At 69.3% G+C, this 15,136-nt stretch carries 11 protein-coding genes; 4 read left to right on the top strand and 7 right to left on the bottom strand.

Going from position 1 to position 15,136, the window contains the following annotated elements; genetic code table 11:
• Window positions 1-42: 42 nt before the first annotated feature.
• Entirely contained in the window at window positions 43-2,727 is a 2,685-nt protein-coding gene (locus ROZ37_RS03495; RefSeq protein WP_312657567.1) for a LuxR C-terminal-related transcriptional regulator, read from the top strand.
• Between the two features lie 28 nt (window positions 2,728-2,755).
• On the opposite strand, the gene ROZ37_RS03490 is transcribed toward ROZ37_RS03495, so the two are convergent.
• Window positions 2,756-3,832 (bottom strand): NAD(P)-dependent alcohol dehydrogenase, encoded by a 1,077-nt coding sequence (locus ROZ37_RS03490; RefSeq protein ID WP_312657566.1) that lies wholly within the window; start codon window positions 3,830-3,832, stop codon window positions 2,756-2,758.
• Between the two features lie 247 nt (window positions 3,833-4,079).
• Here ROZ37_RS03490 and folE point away from each other — a divergent pair, with 247 nt between their 5' ends.
• The gene (gene folE, locus ROZ37_RS03485) at window positions 4,080-4,718 is read left to right on the top strand and encodes a GTP cyclohydrolase I FolE (protein ID WP_312657565.1); all 639 of its coding nucleotides are present in this window, start codon (window positions 4,080-4,082) and stop codon (window positions 4,716-4,718) included.
• Window positions 4,719-4,893: 175 nt separating this feature from the next.
• Window positions 4,894-7,491 carry a DUF3141 domain-containing protein gene (locus ROZ37_RS03480; protein WP_312657563.1) on the top strand — a complete coding sequence of 866 codons (2,598 nt, stop codon included), beginning with the start codon at window positions 4,894-4,896 and terminating at the stop codon, window positions 7,489-7,491.
• Between the two features lie 95 nt (window positions 7,492-7,586).
• On the opposite strand, the gene ROZ37_RS03475 is transcribed toward ROZ37_RS03480, so the two are convergent.
• From ROZ37_RS03475 to ROZ37_RS03450, 6 genes are all read right to left on the bottom strand, one after another.
• Window positions 7,587-8,576, bottom strand: a complete 990-nt coding sequence (locus tag ROZ37_RS03475; RefSeq protein WP_312657561.1) for a glucokinase — start codon at window positions 8,574-8,576, stop codon at window positions 7,587-7,589.
• Between the two features lie 101 nt (window positions 8,577-8,677).
• The gene (locus ROZ37_RS03470; protein WP_312657559.1) at window positions 8,678-9,274 is read right to left on the bottom strand and encodes a type 1 glutamine amidotransferase domain-containing protein; all 597 of its coding nucleotides are present in this window, start codon (window positions 9,272-9,274) and stop codon (window positions 8,678-8,680) included.
• 144 nt (window positions 9,275-9,418) lie between these two features.
• Entirely contained in the window at window positions 9,419-11,056 is a 1,638-nt protein-coding gene (locus ROZ37_RS03465; RefSeq protein ID WP_312657557.1) for an isovaleryl-CoA dehydrogenase, read from the bottom strand.
• A gap of 93 nt (window positions 11,057-11,149) precedes the next feature.
• On the bottom strand, window positions 11,150-11,557 hold the full coding sequence (locus ROZ37_RS03460; protein ID WP_312657556.1) for a DUF2442 domain-containing protein: 408 nt from the start codon (window positions 11,555-11,557) through the stop codon (window positions 11,150-11,152).
• 52 nt (window positions 11,558-11,609) lie between these two features.
• Complete coding sequence (eutC, locus tag ROZ37_RS03455; protein ID WP_312657554.1) at window positions 11,610-12,401, bottom strand: ethanolamine ammonia-lyase subunit EutC; 792 nt, start codon at window positions 12,399-12,401, stop codon at window positions 11,610-11,612.
• Entirely contained in the window at window positions 12,398-13,792 is a 1,395-nt protein-coding gene (locus tag ROZ37_RS03450; protein WP_312657552.1) for an ethanolamine ammonia-lyase subunit EutB, read from the bottom strand. Before ROZ37_RS03450 ends, eutC begins: the two co-directional genes overlap by 4 nt.
• A 618-nt stretch (window positions 13,793-14,410) precedes the next feature.
• On the opposite strand from ROZ37_RS03450, the gene ROZ37_RS03445 reads away from it, so the two are divergent.
• Window positions 14,411-14,911 (top strand): inorganic diphosphatase, encoded by a 501-nt coding sequence (locus ROZ37_RS03445; protein ID WP_312657550.1) that lies wholly within the window; start codon window positions 14,411-14,413, stop codon window positions 14,909-14,911.
• The last annotated feature ends 225 nt before the right edge of the window (window positions 14,912-15,136 follow it).

Genomic DNA, 15,136 nt, shown 5'->3' with positions numbered 1-15,136 from the left:
CGGCCGCCGCCATGCAGCCGCTTCGCCGCAAATGGAAGATCGATGAGGACGAAGACCGACGAGCCGATTCCGTATCGCTTCTCGCTGAAGACGATGCCGCCGCACTTCGCGAAGCAGGCGGTCGCGCCGCCGCGCCTGCTCGACGGGCTGCGCGACGCGTCCGAACTCGCGGTGGTCGCGCTGACCTCGCTCGCGGGCTTCGGCAAGACCTCGCTGCTGGTGCAATTGCGTCGCGAGCTGATCGCGGGCGGCGCCGCGGTCGCGTGGCTGACTGCGGAGGCGACCGACGACAGCGCGACCTTCATCCCGGCGCTGCTCGCGTCGCTGCGGATGGCGATCGGACTCGATCTGCCGGCGAGATCGTTCGACCAGGTCGGGCAGGTCGGTACGGACCTGTGGCTCGCGAGCGAAATCCTCGTGCAGATCCACGAGCTCGCGCGGCCGACCTACATCCTGATCGACGACCTCCATCACCTCGCTGACGAGCAGTCGATCGACTTCATCTACTACCTGATCCGCAACGCGCCCCCGAATTTCCACGTCGTCATCAGCTCGCGCGCCGAGCCGCCGTTTCCGGTCGAAGAGCTGCACGCGCACGGCCTGTACGCGCAGTTCGGCACCGAGGACCTGCGGCTGCGCCTCGACGACACGGTCGCTTTCCTGCGCCGGCGGCTCGGCGACGACATCGACATCGAGACCTGCGCGCGGCTGCACGAGCGCACCGAAGGCTGGCCGATGGCGCTGCAGATCACGACCGCCGCGCTCGCGAAAAAGAGCGACATCGCGAGCACCGTCGCCGGGCTGTCGGGCGCGACCGGCGACATCGCGCGCTACTTCTCGCAGTTCGTGCTCGAAGGCCTCGAGCCCGCGGCGGTCGATATGCTGGTGCGCGCGTCGATCCTGAAGACGCTGCACCCGACGCTGTGCACCGCGCTGAGCGGCCTCGACGACAGCGCCGAGGTTCTGGCGCGCCTCGAACAGACCACCGGGCTCGCGACCTCGGTGGTCGGCAGCGACCGCGTGTACCGGCTGCATCCGCTCTTCATCGAGCACCTGCAGAGCCGCCTCGAAGCCTTCGCACCCGAGGTGCGCCGCGAGCTGCACGCGACGGCCGCCGAGTGGCTCGCCGCGCATGGCATGGTCGAGCAGGCCGCCGAGCATGCGTTCGCCGCCGGGCGCACGCAGCAGGCGATGGACTGGATCGAGAAGCGTCTGCGCTATCTCGGCGTGCAGGGGCGCATCGTCGAAGTGCTCGCGTGGCTCGACCGGCTGCCGCCCGAGGAGATCACGCGCCGCGAAGGCATCCAGCTGACCGCCGCGTGGGCGTGCGCGCTGTGTTACCGCCCACGCGACGCCGAGCGCCTGACCGACGTCATCCTCGCGCGACCGGACGTGACGCCGGAGATCGAGCTGCAGGCGAACATCGTCCGTTCCGCGGTCGCGATCCACTGCGACGACTACGAGCGCGCCCGCGGCTGCGTCGAGAGCTACGACCCCGAACTCGGCCCGTTGTACTGCAACTCGCTGTCGTTCATCGCAATCCACAGCGGCTTTCCCGAGCGCGCGCGCCATTACCAGCAGATTTCCGACGGCCGTGGCCGCGTCGCGCGCAGCTTCTACGACGCGATGTACGGCGCCTTCGCGGTCGGCCTGAGCTACCTGATCGAAGGGCAGGCGGCCGAGGCCGCGCGCGTGTTCCGCGCGGCGCTCGAACGCGCCGAAACGAGCACTGGCTGGCGCTCGCTGCCGGCGGCGATGCAGGCCGCCGGGCTCGCCGCCGCGTGCTGGGAACTCGGCGCCGAGGAGGAAGCGCGCGCGCTGCTCGCGAACCGGCTCGATCTCATCGAGCAGGCGGCGCTGCCGGACGCGGTGATCCTCGCGTACGTGACGCTGGCGCGCTACGAGAGCCAGAAGGGGCGCGAAGGCAAGGCGTTCGACGCGCTGAACAGCCTCGCCGCGATCGGCGAGTCGCGCGCGCAGCCGCGGCTGGTCGCCGCGAGCCTTGGCGAGCAGATCCGCCAGCACGCGGTGCGCAACCGCGTCGTCTCGTGCCGGATGCTGATGAACGGGCTCGACGAGATCGCTGCCAACGGAACTGCCAACGGGCTGGAAGCCGAGTTGCGGCTGATCCGCGAGCTCGCGGTTGCCCGCGTCGCGTTGCTCGACTTCGACTACGACGGCGCGATCACCGCGCTCGATCAGGCGGAGCGGATCGCCGCCGAACTGCGCCGCGGGCGCGATCAGATCACGATCCGGATCCTTCGCGCGTGTTGCTCGGCGAGTCCGGATGAATCCGCGCTGCGCCTGCTCGCCGAAGCGATGAGCCTCGCGGAATCATTCGAACTGGTGAGGGCGGTCGCCGACGACTGGCCGGCGGCGGTGGAATGCCTCACCGATCTCGATCAGGCGGGACCGGCGAGGGCGGCCGGCGTATCGCCGGGCTTCATCGAGCGCGTCCGGGAGCGCTGCCGGCCCGGCTGGGCCGCGTCGCCATCCGCCGAGCCGGCGGAGAAAGCGCCGAAAGTGCGGGCGGCGCACCTTTCGGCGCGCGAGATGGAACTGCTCGGTGCGCTCGCGCATGGGCGGTCGAACAAGGAAATCGCGCGCATGTTCGACGTCGGCACCGAAACCATCAAGTGGCACATGAAGAACCTGCTGTCGAAGCTGAACGCCGCGAACCGCCGGCACGCGGTCGACCGCGCCCGGCTGCTCGGCATCCTCGACTGAGGGCCGGCGCCGGGCGGCGTGCCGCCGGTCAGGACGGCTTGATGGCCACCTTCAGCACGCCGTCGCGCTGGTTCGCGAAGAGGTCGTATGCGGCGACGATGTCGTCGAGCTTGTAGGTGTGCGTCACGAGCGGCCCGAGGTCGACGCGTCCGGATGCGACGACGTTCAGCAAGCGGCGCATCCGCTCCTTGCCGCCAGGGCACAGCGACGTGACGATCTTGTTGTCGCCGAGGCCGGCGTGGAACGCGCCGAGCGGGATCGTCAGGTCGCTCGAATAGACGCCGAGGCTCGACAGCGTGCCGCCGGGTTTCAGCACGCGCAGCGCCGATTCGAATGTCGATTGCAGGCCGAGCGCCTCGATCGAGGCATCGACGCCGCGCCCGCCGGTGATCTTCAGGATTTCGCTCACGACGTCGCATTCGCGGAAGTTCAGCGTGACGTCCGCGCCGAGGTTGCGCGAGATCGTCAGGCGCTCGTTCACGCCGTCGACCGCGATGATCATGCTCGCGCCGCGCAGCTTCGCGCCGGCGGTTGCGCACAACCCGATCGGCCCCTGTGCGAAGATCGCGACGATGTCGCCGATGCGGATGTTCGCCGCTTCGGCGCCCGCAAAGCCGGTGGACATGATGTCCGGGCACATCAGGACCTGTTCGTCGGTCAGCCCGTCGGGGACGGGGGCGAGGTTCGCCTGCGCGTCCGGCACCAGCACGTAGTCCGCCTGCGTACCGTCGATCGTGTTGCCGAAGCGCCAGCCGCCCGTCGGCTTGTAGCCGTGGCCTGCGGCGCCGCCATCCTGCGACGGGACACCGTCCTGACAGCCGTAGGACGTGAAGCTCGGGCAGATCGCGCCGGCGATCACGCGCTGGCCTTCGACGTAGCCCTGCACGTTCGCGCCGAGTTTCTCGATGATGCCGACCGGCTCGTGGCCGATCGTCAGACCGGTCGCAACCGGATATTCGCCCTTCAGGATGTGGACATCGGTGCCGCAGATCGTCGTCGTCGTGATGCGGACGAGCGCGTCGTTCGGGCCGACGGTCGGGACCGGCTTGTCGATCAGTTCGATCCGTCCGGGGGCGACGAAAACGGTTGCTTTCATCATGGCCATCGCAGTGCTCCTTGGGTGAATGAGATGCGGCGGAGAGTCTATGCCCCATCGCGGGTGCGTGCAAACGTCATGGCCCGCGCGGGTTCCGCAGCGCGACGCCTGCTGCCGACGGGTGGACGCGCGCGCGATGCGGGACTACGGTGGACGCCCCCGGGAAAAGCCCGGGGCGCCGTCCGACATGCCCCGCCGGCCACTCAGTGCCGGGGCCGACGGCCCGCGGAACGGCAGGTGCCAACAGGAGAAAACAATGAGCACGAATGCGAAGGGACCGACCGACTTCGGCGAATGGCCGGCGCGTCCGACGCGTAGCGAGGCCGAGGAGGCGGTGCGGACCTTGATCCGCTGGGCGGGTGACGACCCGGCGCGCGAAGGGCTGATCGAAACCCCCGCTCGGGTCGTCCGCGCGTACGAGGAGTTCTTCGCCGGCTACCTCCTCGACCCCGCCGACGTCCTCGCGAAGACGTTTTCGGAAGTCGAGGGCTACGACGAGATGATCGTCATGAACGACATCCGCTTCGAGAGCCACTGCGAGCACCACATGGTGCCGATCATCGGCAAGGCGCACATCGGCTACCTGCCGAACCGCCGCGTCGTCGGCATCTCGAAGCTCGCGCGGCTCGTCGAGATCTACGCGAAGCGGCTGCAGATCCAGGAGAAGATGACCGTGCAGATCGCCGATACGCTGCAGGCCGTGTTGCAGCCGAAAGGCGTCGCGGTCGTGATCCAGGCGTCGCACCAGTGCATGACGACGCGCGGGGTGCACAAACCCGGTGCCGGGCTCGTCACGAGCCGCATGCTGGGCGCGTTCCGCGACGACGCGTCGACGCGCCGGGAATTCCTCGGCGTGATCGGCATGACCGGCAGCGGCGGGCTGTCGAACACCTGATCGCCATGACCGCGCACCGCGTGACGGCCCGCACCGGAAGTCTCCCGGCAGAAAACCCTGACATGGCAGTGGCTGAAGATCGGCGCCGGAAGGCATATCCTGATACCCGTTTTTACCGATTCGACTACCGCGACGATGCCGTTTTCGCGCGCCGCGGCAACTCATGGAGTCCGGAATGAATTCTCCGATACCGACCTCGCCCGTGCCTGTGCTGCCTTTCATGGACCCGGTCTCCTTCGCGCGTTCGGCCGTCGATTACTGGCGCGACACCTTCGAGCGCAGCGTGTTGTTCCTCGACGTCATGCGCCATCGCGGCAACCAGTACCTCGAGCACATCGTGAAGACCAAGCCCAGCGTGCTCGGCTTCGAAGCCGAGGTGCTGGTGGACGGACGCACATTGCCGCGCCCGGTCAATTACGAGCTGATGCGCATCGTGCCGCCCGAGGGAATCTCGATCGACCCGCTGAAGCGCCCCTTCGTCGTCGTCGATCCGCGCGCCGGCCACGGACCGGGCATCGGCGGCTTCAAGCCCGATAGCGAGATCGGCGTCGCGCTGCGCGCCGGCCATCCCTGCTACTTCATCGGCTTCCTGCCGTACCCGGAGCCGGGGCAGACCGTCGAGGACGTCATCGAGGCGGAAGTCGCGTTCCTGCGCCACGTCGTCGAGCGTCATTCGAGCACCTGCGAAAAACCGATGGTCGTCGGCAACTGCCAGGCCGGCTGGCAGATCATGATGGCCGCGGCGCTCGAGCCGGATCTCTTCGGCCCGATCCTCATCGCGGGGTCGCCGCTGTCGTACTGGGCGGGCGAACGCGGCAAGTCGCCGATGCGCTACACCGGCGGCCTGAGCGGCGGCAGCTGGGTCACCGCGCTCTTGAGCGACATGGGCGGCGGGCTCTTCGACGGCGCGTGGCTGGTGCAGAACTTCGAGAACATGAATCCCGCGAACACCTGGTGGACGAAGCAGTACCGCGTGTTCGCGAACGTCGACACCGAGGCGACGCGCTATCTGGAGTTCGAGCGCTGGTGGGGCGGGCACGTCGTGCTCGGCGGCGACGAGATCCAGTACATCGTCGATAACCTCTTCGTCGGCAACCGGCTCTCGTCGGCGCAGCTCTCGACCTCCGACGGGCGGCGCATCGATCTGCGCAACGTGCGCTCGCCGGTCGTCGTGTTCTGCTCGCGCGGCGACGACATCACGCCACCGCCGCAGGCACTGGGCTGGATTCGCGACCTCTACGAGGACGTCGCGGGCATCGTCGCGAACGAGCAGACGATCGTCTATTGCGTCCATGACAGCACCGGCCACCTCGGCATCTTCGTGTCGGGCAGCGTGTCGCGGAAGGAACACACCGAATTCACCGCGAACATGGACTACATCGACGTGCTTCCGCCGGGCCTCTACGAGACGTCGATTTCGCGCGCCGCGGACCGTCGCGATGCGGGGCTGATCGAGCGCGAGTACCTGCTGGAATTCACGCCGCGCTCGATCGAGGACCTCGACGAGGACGTCGTGCATCGCCCGGAGGACGACACGCGCTTCGCTACCGTGGCGCGCGTGTCGGGGATCAACCTCGGTCTGTACCGGCTGTTCGTGCAGCCGTGGGTGCGCGCGTTCGCGACACCCGAGTCGGCGAGATTCCTGCGCCTGATGCATCCGAGCCGGCTGCGCTACCGGCTGCTGTCGGACCGCAACCCGCTGACCGCGATGTTGCCGATGCTCGCGGAGAAGATTCGCGCGGACCGTCACCCGGTCGGCGAGGACAACATCTTCCGCCTCGTCGAAAACCACATGTCCGAGCAGATCGTCCGTGGGCTCGACGCGTGGGGCGACCTGCGTGACCGGGCGAACGAGGCGCTCTTCCTGCAGATCTACGGTCAACCGTTGCTGCAGGCGCTCGTGGGCATCGGCGGCGACGTGCACGCGCATCGTCGGCGTCCCGGCGCCGAGCCGGAGCATCGCCGCTTCATCGCGCGGCGGCAGGCCGAATTGCGCGCGCGCATCGCCGAAGGCGGCAGCCAGGAAGCGGTGATGCGCTCGATCATCTACGTGCTCGGTGGCGCGCCGTCGACCGACGAACGCAACTTCAAGCGGATGCGTGCGACGCGTGCCGAGTTCGAGCGGGGCATCAAGCTCGCCGACTTCAAGCAGCTCCTGCGCGAGCAGTTCTTCATCCTTAAGCAGGCGCGCGAGGCCGCCCTGGAAGCGATTCCGACGCTGTTGAAGGGGCTGAGCGCCGCCGAGATCGACGTGCATTTCGCGCAGATCGAGCAGGTGCTCGCCGCGAGTGGTGAACTCAGCGCGCACGCGGCCGACCGCTTCGAACGCATCAAGGCGCTGTTCCAGCGTGCGCGGCCGGCGACGCCGGAAACGCAAGCCGGCCCGGCTTCGGCAGATCCGGCAGCCAAAACGGCCTTGCCGGCGGCGGGAAGCTCGGAGAGCACGGGAACAGCGAAGCCCGCGGCGAGCGCGTCGGGTTCGGCGGCCGCAGCGACCCCGTCCGCTGCACCCGCGGGGAGCACAGGAACGGCGGACGCTGCGCCGAGCGAAGGAGCGGCACCGGCGCCCAGCGGCGCGGCAGGCGCTTCGACGACCACAGCAGCGGAGTCGTCCCCGGCGACGCCGGCCGCGCGCACACGGCAGCGCACGGTCGCAGCACCGAAGGAAGGTGCTGCGACTTCGAGGCGCGAAGGCCGCAGCGCGGGGGGCAAAGCGGGCGACGAATCGTCCGGCAGCGCGCCTCGACGCGCGCCGCGCAAGCCGCGCGGGTAAGCAGGATCCGCCCGAGGGGCTCGACCCGTCCGCGAGTCGGCGGCCGGGTCGAGCCCCTCGATTTCGTTCACCACGGGCTTGTCGAAGCCTCCGGGTTATTCGCGGACGCGAGGCGCCGATGCCGCGAGCGCGCGCGCGGCGCCCCGCAGGCCGGGCTGCGCAGCGTGGATCACATACGTGGGAATCGCGGCGAGGTAGGAACTGAAGCGGCCCTTGTGTTCGAAACGGGCGCGGAACGGCGAGCGCAGGAAGGACTCGCCGAGCTGCGGGATGATGCCGCCGCCGACATACACGCCGCTGCGCGCGCCCAGGACCAGCGCGAGATCCGCGGCGACCGTGCCGAGCAGCGCGCAGAATGCCGTCAGCGTCGCGGTGCACAGCCGGCACGACCCGGCGAGCGCGCGGGCGCTGATCGCCGGCGCGCCGATCGGGTCGGGCGTCTCGCCCGCGAGCGCCGCATGCGCCTCGTAGAGCGCGACGATGCCGGGGCCGGATAGCGCCCGTTCGGCCGACACGTGACCGAAGCGCTTCGTCAATTCCGCGATCAGCTCGGCTTCGTGCGGATCGCTCGCGGCCAGCGTCATGTGGCCGCCTTCGCCGACGATCGCGGTGTAATCCTCGCCGCAGGGCACGAGTCCGGAGACGCCGAGCCCGGTGCCCGGACCGAGCAGCGCGATCGCGCGCTGCGAGACGGGCGCGCCTCCGCCGACTTGCACGAGCTCGTCGGGTTGCAGCAACGGGATCGCCATCGCGAGCGCGGTGAAGTCGTTGAGCACGAGCAGGTGCTCGACGCCGAGCGCGTCGTGCAGCGCACCGATCGAGAATGCCCAGTCGTGGTTCGTCATCTGCAGGAAATCGCCTTCGACCGGATTCGCGATCGCGAGCGCGCACCAGCGCGGGCGCGGCTGTCCGCTCGTCGCGAGGTAATGCTCGATCGCCTCGCGCGGACCGGCGAAGTCGGCGCAGGACACGACGCCGACGGCCCCGAGGTCGCCGCCGGAGGCGGCTATCGTCGCAAAGCGCGCGTTCGTGCCGCCGATATCGCCGACGAGGCGGGGAAAAGTGTCGGGCGGTCCGATGAACATCGCCGGTCAGTTCCCGCTTGCGCCCGGCGCAACGACGCTCCGCGATTCACCGCAAGCGCGTGCCGCCCGGCCGCGCACGAAAGAGCCGCCGGCCGCAGCCCTCATCGCCGTGCAGCCTGCTGCCCGCCGGTCGGATTGGCCGACGCGGTCAAGGCCTGCAGCAGCGCGTCGTCGAAGGCCGGCAGGTCGTCGGGCTTGCGGCTCGTCACGAGTTTGCCGTCGACGACGACCTCCTCGTCGCTCCATTCGGCGCCGGCATTGCGCAGGTCCTCCTTCAGGCTCGGCCAACTCGTCATGCGGCGGCCCTTGACGAGATCCGCGTCGATCAAGGTCCACGGCCCGTGGCAGATCGCGGCGAGCGGCTTGTCCTGCCGCCCGAACTCGCGGATGAAGCCGATCGCGTCCGGCGCGAGGCGCAATGCGTCCGGATTCGCAACGCCGCCGGGCAGCACGAGAGCGTCGAAATCTTCGGGCCGCGCGTCGCTCACGTTCAATTCGACGCGGAAACGATCGCCCGCCGACAGGTGGTTGTAGCCCTGGACTTCCTCGCCTTGCGCCTTCGGTGACAGCAGCGTCACGCGCGCGCCGTGCTGCTCGAGGAAACGGCGCGGGTCCGTGTATTCCACCTGCTCGACCCCGTCGGTCATCAACACCGCTACCTTCTTGCCGTCGAGCGGCGACGTCTGATTCGTCTGCATTTCGATTCCTCCTTGCTTGTCCGATGGTCGCAAAGGACGCAGACCCGCAAGCATCTACCGGTCCCGCGCTCGTTGCCGCTTCGGGCTGCTCCCCGGATGGGCGGGCGACGCCCCGCCCGGGCAGCGCAGGTAAGAAATGCACGTTCAACCCGGCCACGCGCGCGCGAGGATCGTCGCCGCGTCGGGCAGCTCCGTCAGCCCGGCAACCTGGCCCGACCCGTCGAACCGGCTTGCGATGAAGGCGTCGGCGATCGGCTCCGGCGCGTGTCGGCGGAGCAACGCTGCCTGCGCGAGCAGCACGAGCTGCGTCGCGGTGCGGCGGGCGAGCCGCTCGCTGTCGGTCGGGGACCTCAGCGCCGAAGACAGCGCGGCAAGGGCGCGATCGAGCAGCGGTTCGCCGGCCGTCGTCTCGCCGAAGTCCTGCAGCAGCGCTTCGCGGGCGTCCGGCTCGCGCGCGACGGCGCGGAGCACGTCGAGGCACATCACGTTGCCCGAGCCTTCCCAGATCGAGTTCACCGGCGCTTCGCGGAAAATCCGCGCCATCGGACCGTCCTCGACGTAGCCGTTGCCGCCCCAGACTTCCATGCATTCGGCCGCGAACGCGATCGCGCGCTTGCAGATCCAGAACTTCGCCGCCGGCGTGACGATGCGCCGGTACGCCCGCTCGCGCAGGCTTTCATCCGACCCATCGACGGATGCCGCGAGCCGCATCGCGAGCGCGGTCGCCGCTTCGCTTTCGAGCGCGAGGTCGGCGAGCACGCTCTGCATCAGCGGCTGTTCGGCAAGCAGGCGGCCGAATGCCGAGCGATGCCGCGCGTGGTGGATCGCCTCGACGAGCGCGCGGCGCATCAGCGCGGCGCTGCCGAGCACGCAGTCGAGCCGCGTCTGCGCCGCCATCTCCATGATCGTCGCGATGCCGCGCCCTTCGTCGCCGACCAGGACCCCGATCGCGTCCTCGAACTCGACTTCCGCCGATGCGTTCGAGCGGTTGCCGAGCTTGTCCTTCAGCCGCAGGATGCGCACCGCGTTGCGGTTGCCGTCGGGGAGCCATCGGGAGACGTAGAAGCACGACAAGGCTTCGCCCGTCCGCGCGAGCACGAGGTGCGCGTCGCAGGTCGGCACCGAAAAGAACCACTTGTGGCCGACCAGCGTGTAGGTCCGCAGTCCGCCCGCCGCGCGGCCGTTCGCGGTCGCCTGCGTCGTGTTGCCGCGCAGGTCCGAGCCGCCCTGTTTTTCGGTCATCCCCATGCCGATCGTGAGCGAGGTCTTCCGCGACAGCGGCGCGTCCTGCGGGTCGTACTCATGTGAGCGGAACCCCGATTCGAGCTGCGCGAACAGCGCCGGCTCGCGGCGCAGCACCGGAAGCGACGCGAACGTCATCGTCACCGGACATAGCGATCCGGCTTCCGCCTGCCCGTGCAGATAGAACGACGCCGCCCGCGCGACGTGCGCGCCGGGACGCGGATCGAGCCAGGCCGAGCTATGGACGCCGTCCGCGTACAGCATCCGCATCAGCTCCGCCCACGCCGGGTGGAACTCCACCCGGTCGACCCGGCGCCCGGACCGGTCGTGGGTCATCAGTTCGGGCGGATGACGGTTCGCGAGGTCGGCCAGCCGCAGCGTCGCCGCGCTGCCGAGCTGTCCGCCCTGGGCCGCGAGCGCCCCCGCGTGCCAACCCGCGCCGTGCAGCGCGACGGCCTCTTGCAACGCGGCATCGCTCCCGAAAAGATCGAAATCGGCGAGCGCCGGCACCTGGTTGAAAACTTCATGCGTGCGCCACATTGCCCGACTCCCGCTTTCCGCTCCGCGACGATTCAACTTAGACCACGGAGGGGGAATCAACGAGCGGGGCGGCCGGTCCCGACCCCCCGATCCTCACGCGGCGCCGCGCCGCGGCCGGCCGCCGAGCTTCCCGTTCCGGCGGGCGGCTTCCGCCTTTGCTGCGGACTTCGTCGTGCCGCCTTGGCGGCCGATCTTCGCCATCCAGCTTTTCGAGCCGAACCAGCCCTCGATGAGCGCCGGAATGTATAGATCCGCGTCGATATCCGGAAAATGCAGGCCGAGCCCGGAAGGCGAGATCTCGATCCGCTCCAGCTCGGCGGGCGTGGCGGCCTCCAGGCCTTGCACCAGCGCGGCAGGTACGGTCAGTTGCAGCCCGTTGTTGAGCGTGATCAGCACGGACCGGTTCTCGGCGTCGTAGCTGGCCGACAGAGCACGCGGCCCCGCTTGGGCGGTCCTGCCCCGTCGGTTGGCAGCTACGAATTCGTCTTCACGGATTTCCATGGACTGCACTCCAGCATTCACGGATATAAGAAGCGGCGCCGCGGGGCGGCTGTTACTCGCTCGTCGCCGAATCTTCAGCGATTTCCGGCAAGTCGCTGCGGTCCTTGAGTTCGACGCCCGTCCGTTGCAGACGCCTGGCTTCGCGCATCAGCCACGCGATCCGCATCGCGGCGGCGGCGTAGCCGAGTCCTTCGGGGCGGATGTTCGAGACGCAGTTGCGTTCGGCGTCGCTGCAGCCTCGCTGCGGCGCCCAGCTGAGATAGACGCTGAGGCTGTCGGGCGAGCTCAGGCCCGGGCGCTCGCCGATCAGCACCGCGACGAGGCGCGCGCCGAGGATTTCACCGATTTCGTCGCCGAGCGCGACGCGCGCCTGTTCGGCAATGACGATCGGCGCGATGGTCCAGTCGGGCGGCAGACGCGGTACGAGTGCGTCGAGCAGTGCCGGGGCATGACGCTGCACCGCGAGCGCCGACAGTCCGTCGGCGAGGACGAACGCGACGTCCGGCAGCGTGCACGCGCCGGATGCCGGGGCGACGGCTTTGGCAAGCAATGCGGCGCTCACGTCGTCGAGCCGTCGACCGAGGTCCGGGCGCAGCAGGTAGGCGGCGCGGTCCGGGGTGCGACTGTGGACGACGAGGCTGCTGTCATGGCGCGTCCGAAGCTCGTCCTGCAGCCCCGCGACGTCGAGCGCGAAATTCACCGCGTCGCGTGCCTGCGCATGCGCGAGGCCGAAGCGCAGCACTTCGGCCGTGGGCAGCGCGGGGCCGCTGCGCCCGAGCGCGATCCGCGCCGGCGTCAGCCGCCGCAGCGCGTGCCATGGATCGGGAGCAGCGCGGTCCGTCATCTCGCGCGTTCCGTCATCGATTCGGCGGCTGCGAGCAGGCGCGGTGACGGAGCCGGCAGCAGTCGGCCGGCCCCGTCCGTCACGTGCATCGCTTCGAGCCACGCCTCGAACTCCGGCGCGCGTTTCAGGCCGAGCAGCTCGCGCAGGTACAGCGCGTCGTGGAAGGACGTGCTCTGGTAGTTCAGCATCACGTCGTCGGCGCCCGGCACGCCCATCACGAAGGTCACGCCGGCGGTGCCGAGCAGCGTCAGCAGCACGTCCATGTCGTCCTGGTCGGCTTCGGCGTGGTTCGTGTAGCAGACGTCGACGCCGAGCGGCACGCCGAGGAGCTTGCCGCAGAAGTGATCCTCGAGCGCGGCGCGGATGATCTGCTTGCCGTCGTATAGATATTCCGGCCCGATGAAGCCGACGACGCTGTTGGTGAGCAGCGGCGCGAACTCGCGTGCAACCGCGTAGGCCCTGGCCTCGCAGGTCTGCTGATCGACGCCGAAGTTCGCGTCCGCCGACAGCGCGCTGCCCTGGCCGGTCTCGAAATACATCACGTTGTCCCCGACGGTGCCGCGGCCGAGCGACAAGGCCGCATCGCGCACCTCGGCGAGCAGCGCGAGCGTCACGCCGAACGACGCGTTGGCCTTTTCGGTGCCGGCGATCGACTGGAACACGAGGTCGACCGGCGCGCGCTGCTCGATCGCGTGCAAGGTGTTCGTCACGTGCGTCAGCACGCAGGTCTGCGTCGGGATGTCGAAGCGCGCGCGCAACTCGTCGAGCCGATGCAGCAGGTCGATGATTCCGTTCAGATTGTCCCCGGCCGGATTGACGCCGACGACCGCATCGCCGCAGCCGTACAGCAGGCCGTCGAGCATCGACGCGGCGATGCCTTTCGGGTCGTCGGTGGGATGGTTCGGCTGCAGCCGCACCGCGAGCCGGCCGGGCAGGCCGATCGTGTCGCGAAAGCGCGTGACGACGCGGCACTTCTTCGCGACGAGGATCAGGTCCTGGTTGCGCATCAGCTTCGAAACCGCGGCGGCCATCTCCGGCGTGATGCCGGGCGCGACGCGCGCGAGGGCCGCGCTGTCGGTCGCGTCTTCGAGTAGCCAGTCGCGGAAGTCGCCGACGGTGATCGCGCCGATCCCGGCGAATGCGAGCGCGTCGTGGCGATCGACGATCAGCCGCGTGACTTCATCGCTTTCGTACGGGATCACCGGCTCGTCGAGGAAGCGCGACAGCGGCACGTCCGCGAGGCAAATCCGCGCCGCCATCCGCTCGACCGAGCTCACCGCCGCCAGCCCGGCGAGCGCGTCACCCGAGCGCGCCGGCGACGCCTTCGCGAGCAGATCCTTCAGGTCGTTGAAGCGGTAAGCACGCACGCCGATCGAAGCCGAGTACGCCATCCTTCCCCCATCGCCCGTCCTGCTGCCAGCCTTGGTGGATGTCGCTGAGAGGCGCGCGGGGCGCGGGAGGTTCCGGAATCCGGGGTGCGGGCGGGTCCGGCCACTGGCGGCAGGGGGTAGAGGCATGAACCCCGACGGGTGCGACGAGCGGCAACTCCGGCGGCGACAAACAGACGCGCAGTTCGGAGGACCTGCGCCCCGGGCATGCAGCACCGATGGGAATCACGCTGTCGGACGCGCAGACCTATACCAAGCGCCGGTGGCGAAAGCTCGGCGTCTCGGGCCGGCGCAAGCTGGTGGGGTTGCGCTGGAGCTCGTGCCTGCGCACTCGATCGCCGGTCCGCAGACGAATGGCGTGCGCGACGGTCGAAATGGCAGCCTGGAAAAAACCTCCGGTGCCGTTCGTCCTCGCCCGCCCGCAACCGTACGCTCCGAGTTCGCCAAAACCGTGCCTCCGAGACCGTCTCAGCCGCATGTCCACCGCCCGTCTTACTGGTCGCCCCGAGTCCGTCGAAGGGTGGGGCCGGGCTTCGCGATGTCTGTCCTGAGCTTGCCGAAGCGTTCGCGCCAGACGGTATGCGGTTGCCGGGGCGACAGATCGCGCGTCGACACGATCCAATGAAATCCGAAGCGCCGCTTCGTGTCGGGAGCGAAGAGCCGCTCGAACTCGAAGTCGTCATCGAGATCTCGCGCGGGAGCTTCCTCAAGCGCGGCTCGACCGAGCGCATCGATTTCATCTCGCCGCTGCCGTGTCCGTTCAATTACGGCGCCGTCCCCGCTTACCTCGGGCGGGACAACGATCTCCTCGATGCGCTCGTCCTCGGTCCGCGGCTCGCGCGCGGCACGCGGCTGAGCACGTTCGCATGGGGCGCGGTGACGCTGACCGACCGCGGCATGAGCGACGACAAGCTCGTCTGCTGCGACCATCGCCCGAGCACGGCGGAATGCGACGATGTACTGCGATTCTTCCACTTCTACGCGAAGTGCAAACGCTTGCTGAACCTCTGGCGGAGACGGCCGGGGCGCAACGCGTGCGACGGGTGGTGCGAGGCCAAGGCGGCGGTCGCGCGCGCGCGGCCGCGGGACGACTCCTGGCGCGGGCCGACGATCGGGTTCTGACGCGCGGTAGGTCGGCCCCTCCCTCCGTCGCGTCGGCCTTCGCTGCGCTCACGCCGACTTCCGATGGCTCAGCCATCCATCCGGGTGCGCGGGCGTTGTCGTCGTCGTGCCAGCCTGCCCGATCCTCCCGTGGCTCGACCATCCGCCTCGGTGCGCCGGCCGTCGCCGCATCTACTATATGACGCGCTATTTACTCGGCAGCAAGATACCGTTTTTAAATACCGT

The organism is Aromatoleum sp. (genome assembly GCF_032027225.1).
GTDB lineage: Bacteria > Pseudomonadota > Gammaproteobacteria > Burkholderiales > Rhodocyclaceae > Aromatoleum.
Note: the sequence above shows the minus strand (reverse complement) of the source record. Positions and strands in the feature narration are given on the sequence as shown.

What these genes read in the sequence shown, in the direction of transcription:
- ROZ37_RS03470 (WP_312657559.1), bottom strand. Translation starts at nt 9,274, where the DNA reads ATGCAGACGAATCAGACGTCGCCGCTCGACGGCAAGAAGGTAGCGGTG.
- eutC (WP_312657554.1), bottom strand. Translation starts at nt 12,401, where the DNA reads ATGACGGACCGCGCTGCTCCCGATCCATGGCACGCGCTGCGGCGGCTG.
- folE (WP_312657565.1), top strand. Translation starts at nt 4,080, where the DNA reads ATGAGCACGAATGCGAAGGGACCGACCGACTTCGGCGAATGGCCGGCG.
- ROZ37_RS03465 (WP_312657557.1), bottom strand. Translation starts at nt 11,056, where the DNA reads ATGTGGCGCACGCATGAAGTTTTCAACCAGGTGCCGGCGCTCGCCGAT.
- ROZ37_RS03475 (WP_312657561.1), bottom strand. Translation starts at nt 8,576, where the DNA reads ATGTTCATCGGACCGCCCGACACTTTTCCCCGCCTCGTCGGCGATATC.
- ROZ37_RS03460 (WP_312657556.1), bottom strand. Translation starts at nt 11,557, where the DNA reads ATGGAAATCCGTGAAGACGAATTCGTAGCTGCCAACCGACGGGGCAGG.
- ROZ37_RS03480 (WP_312657563.1), top strand. Translation starts at nt 4,894, where the DNA reads ATGAATTCTCCGATACCGACCTCGCCCGTGCCTGTGCTGCCTTTCATG.
- ROZ37_RS03450 (WP_312657552.1), bottom strand. Translation starts at nt 13,792, where the DNA reads ATGGCGTACTCGGCTTCGATCGGCGTGCGTGCTTACCGCTTCAACGAC.
- ROZ37_RS03490 (WP_312657566.1), bottom strand. Translation starts at nt 3,832, where the DNA reads ATGGCCATGATGAAAGCAACCGTTTTCGTCGCCCCCGGACGGATCGAA.
- ROZ37_RS03495 (WP_312657567.1), top strand. Translation starts at nt 43, where the DNA reads ATGAGGACGAAGACCGACGAGCCGATTCCGTATCGCTTCTCGCTGAAG.
- ROZ37_RS03445 (WP_312657550.1), top strand. Translation starts at nt 14,411, where the DNA reads ATGAAATCCGAAGCGCCGCTTCGTGTCGGGAGCGAAGAGCCGCTCGAA.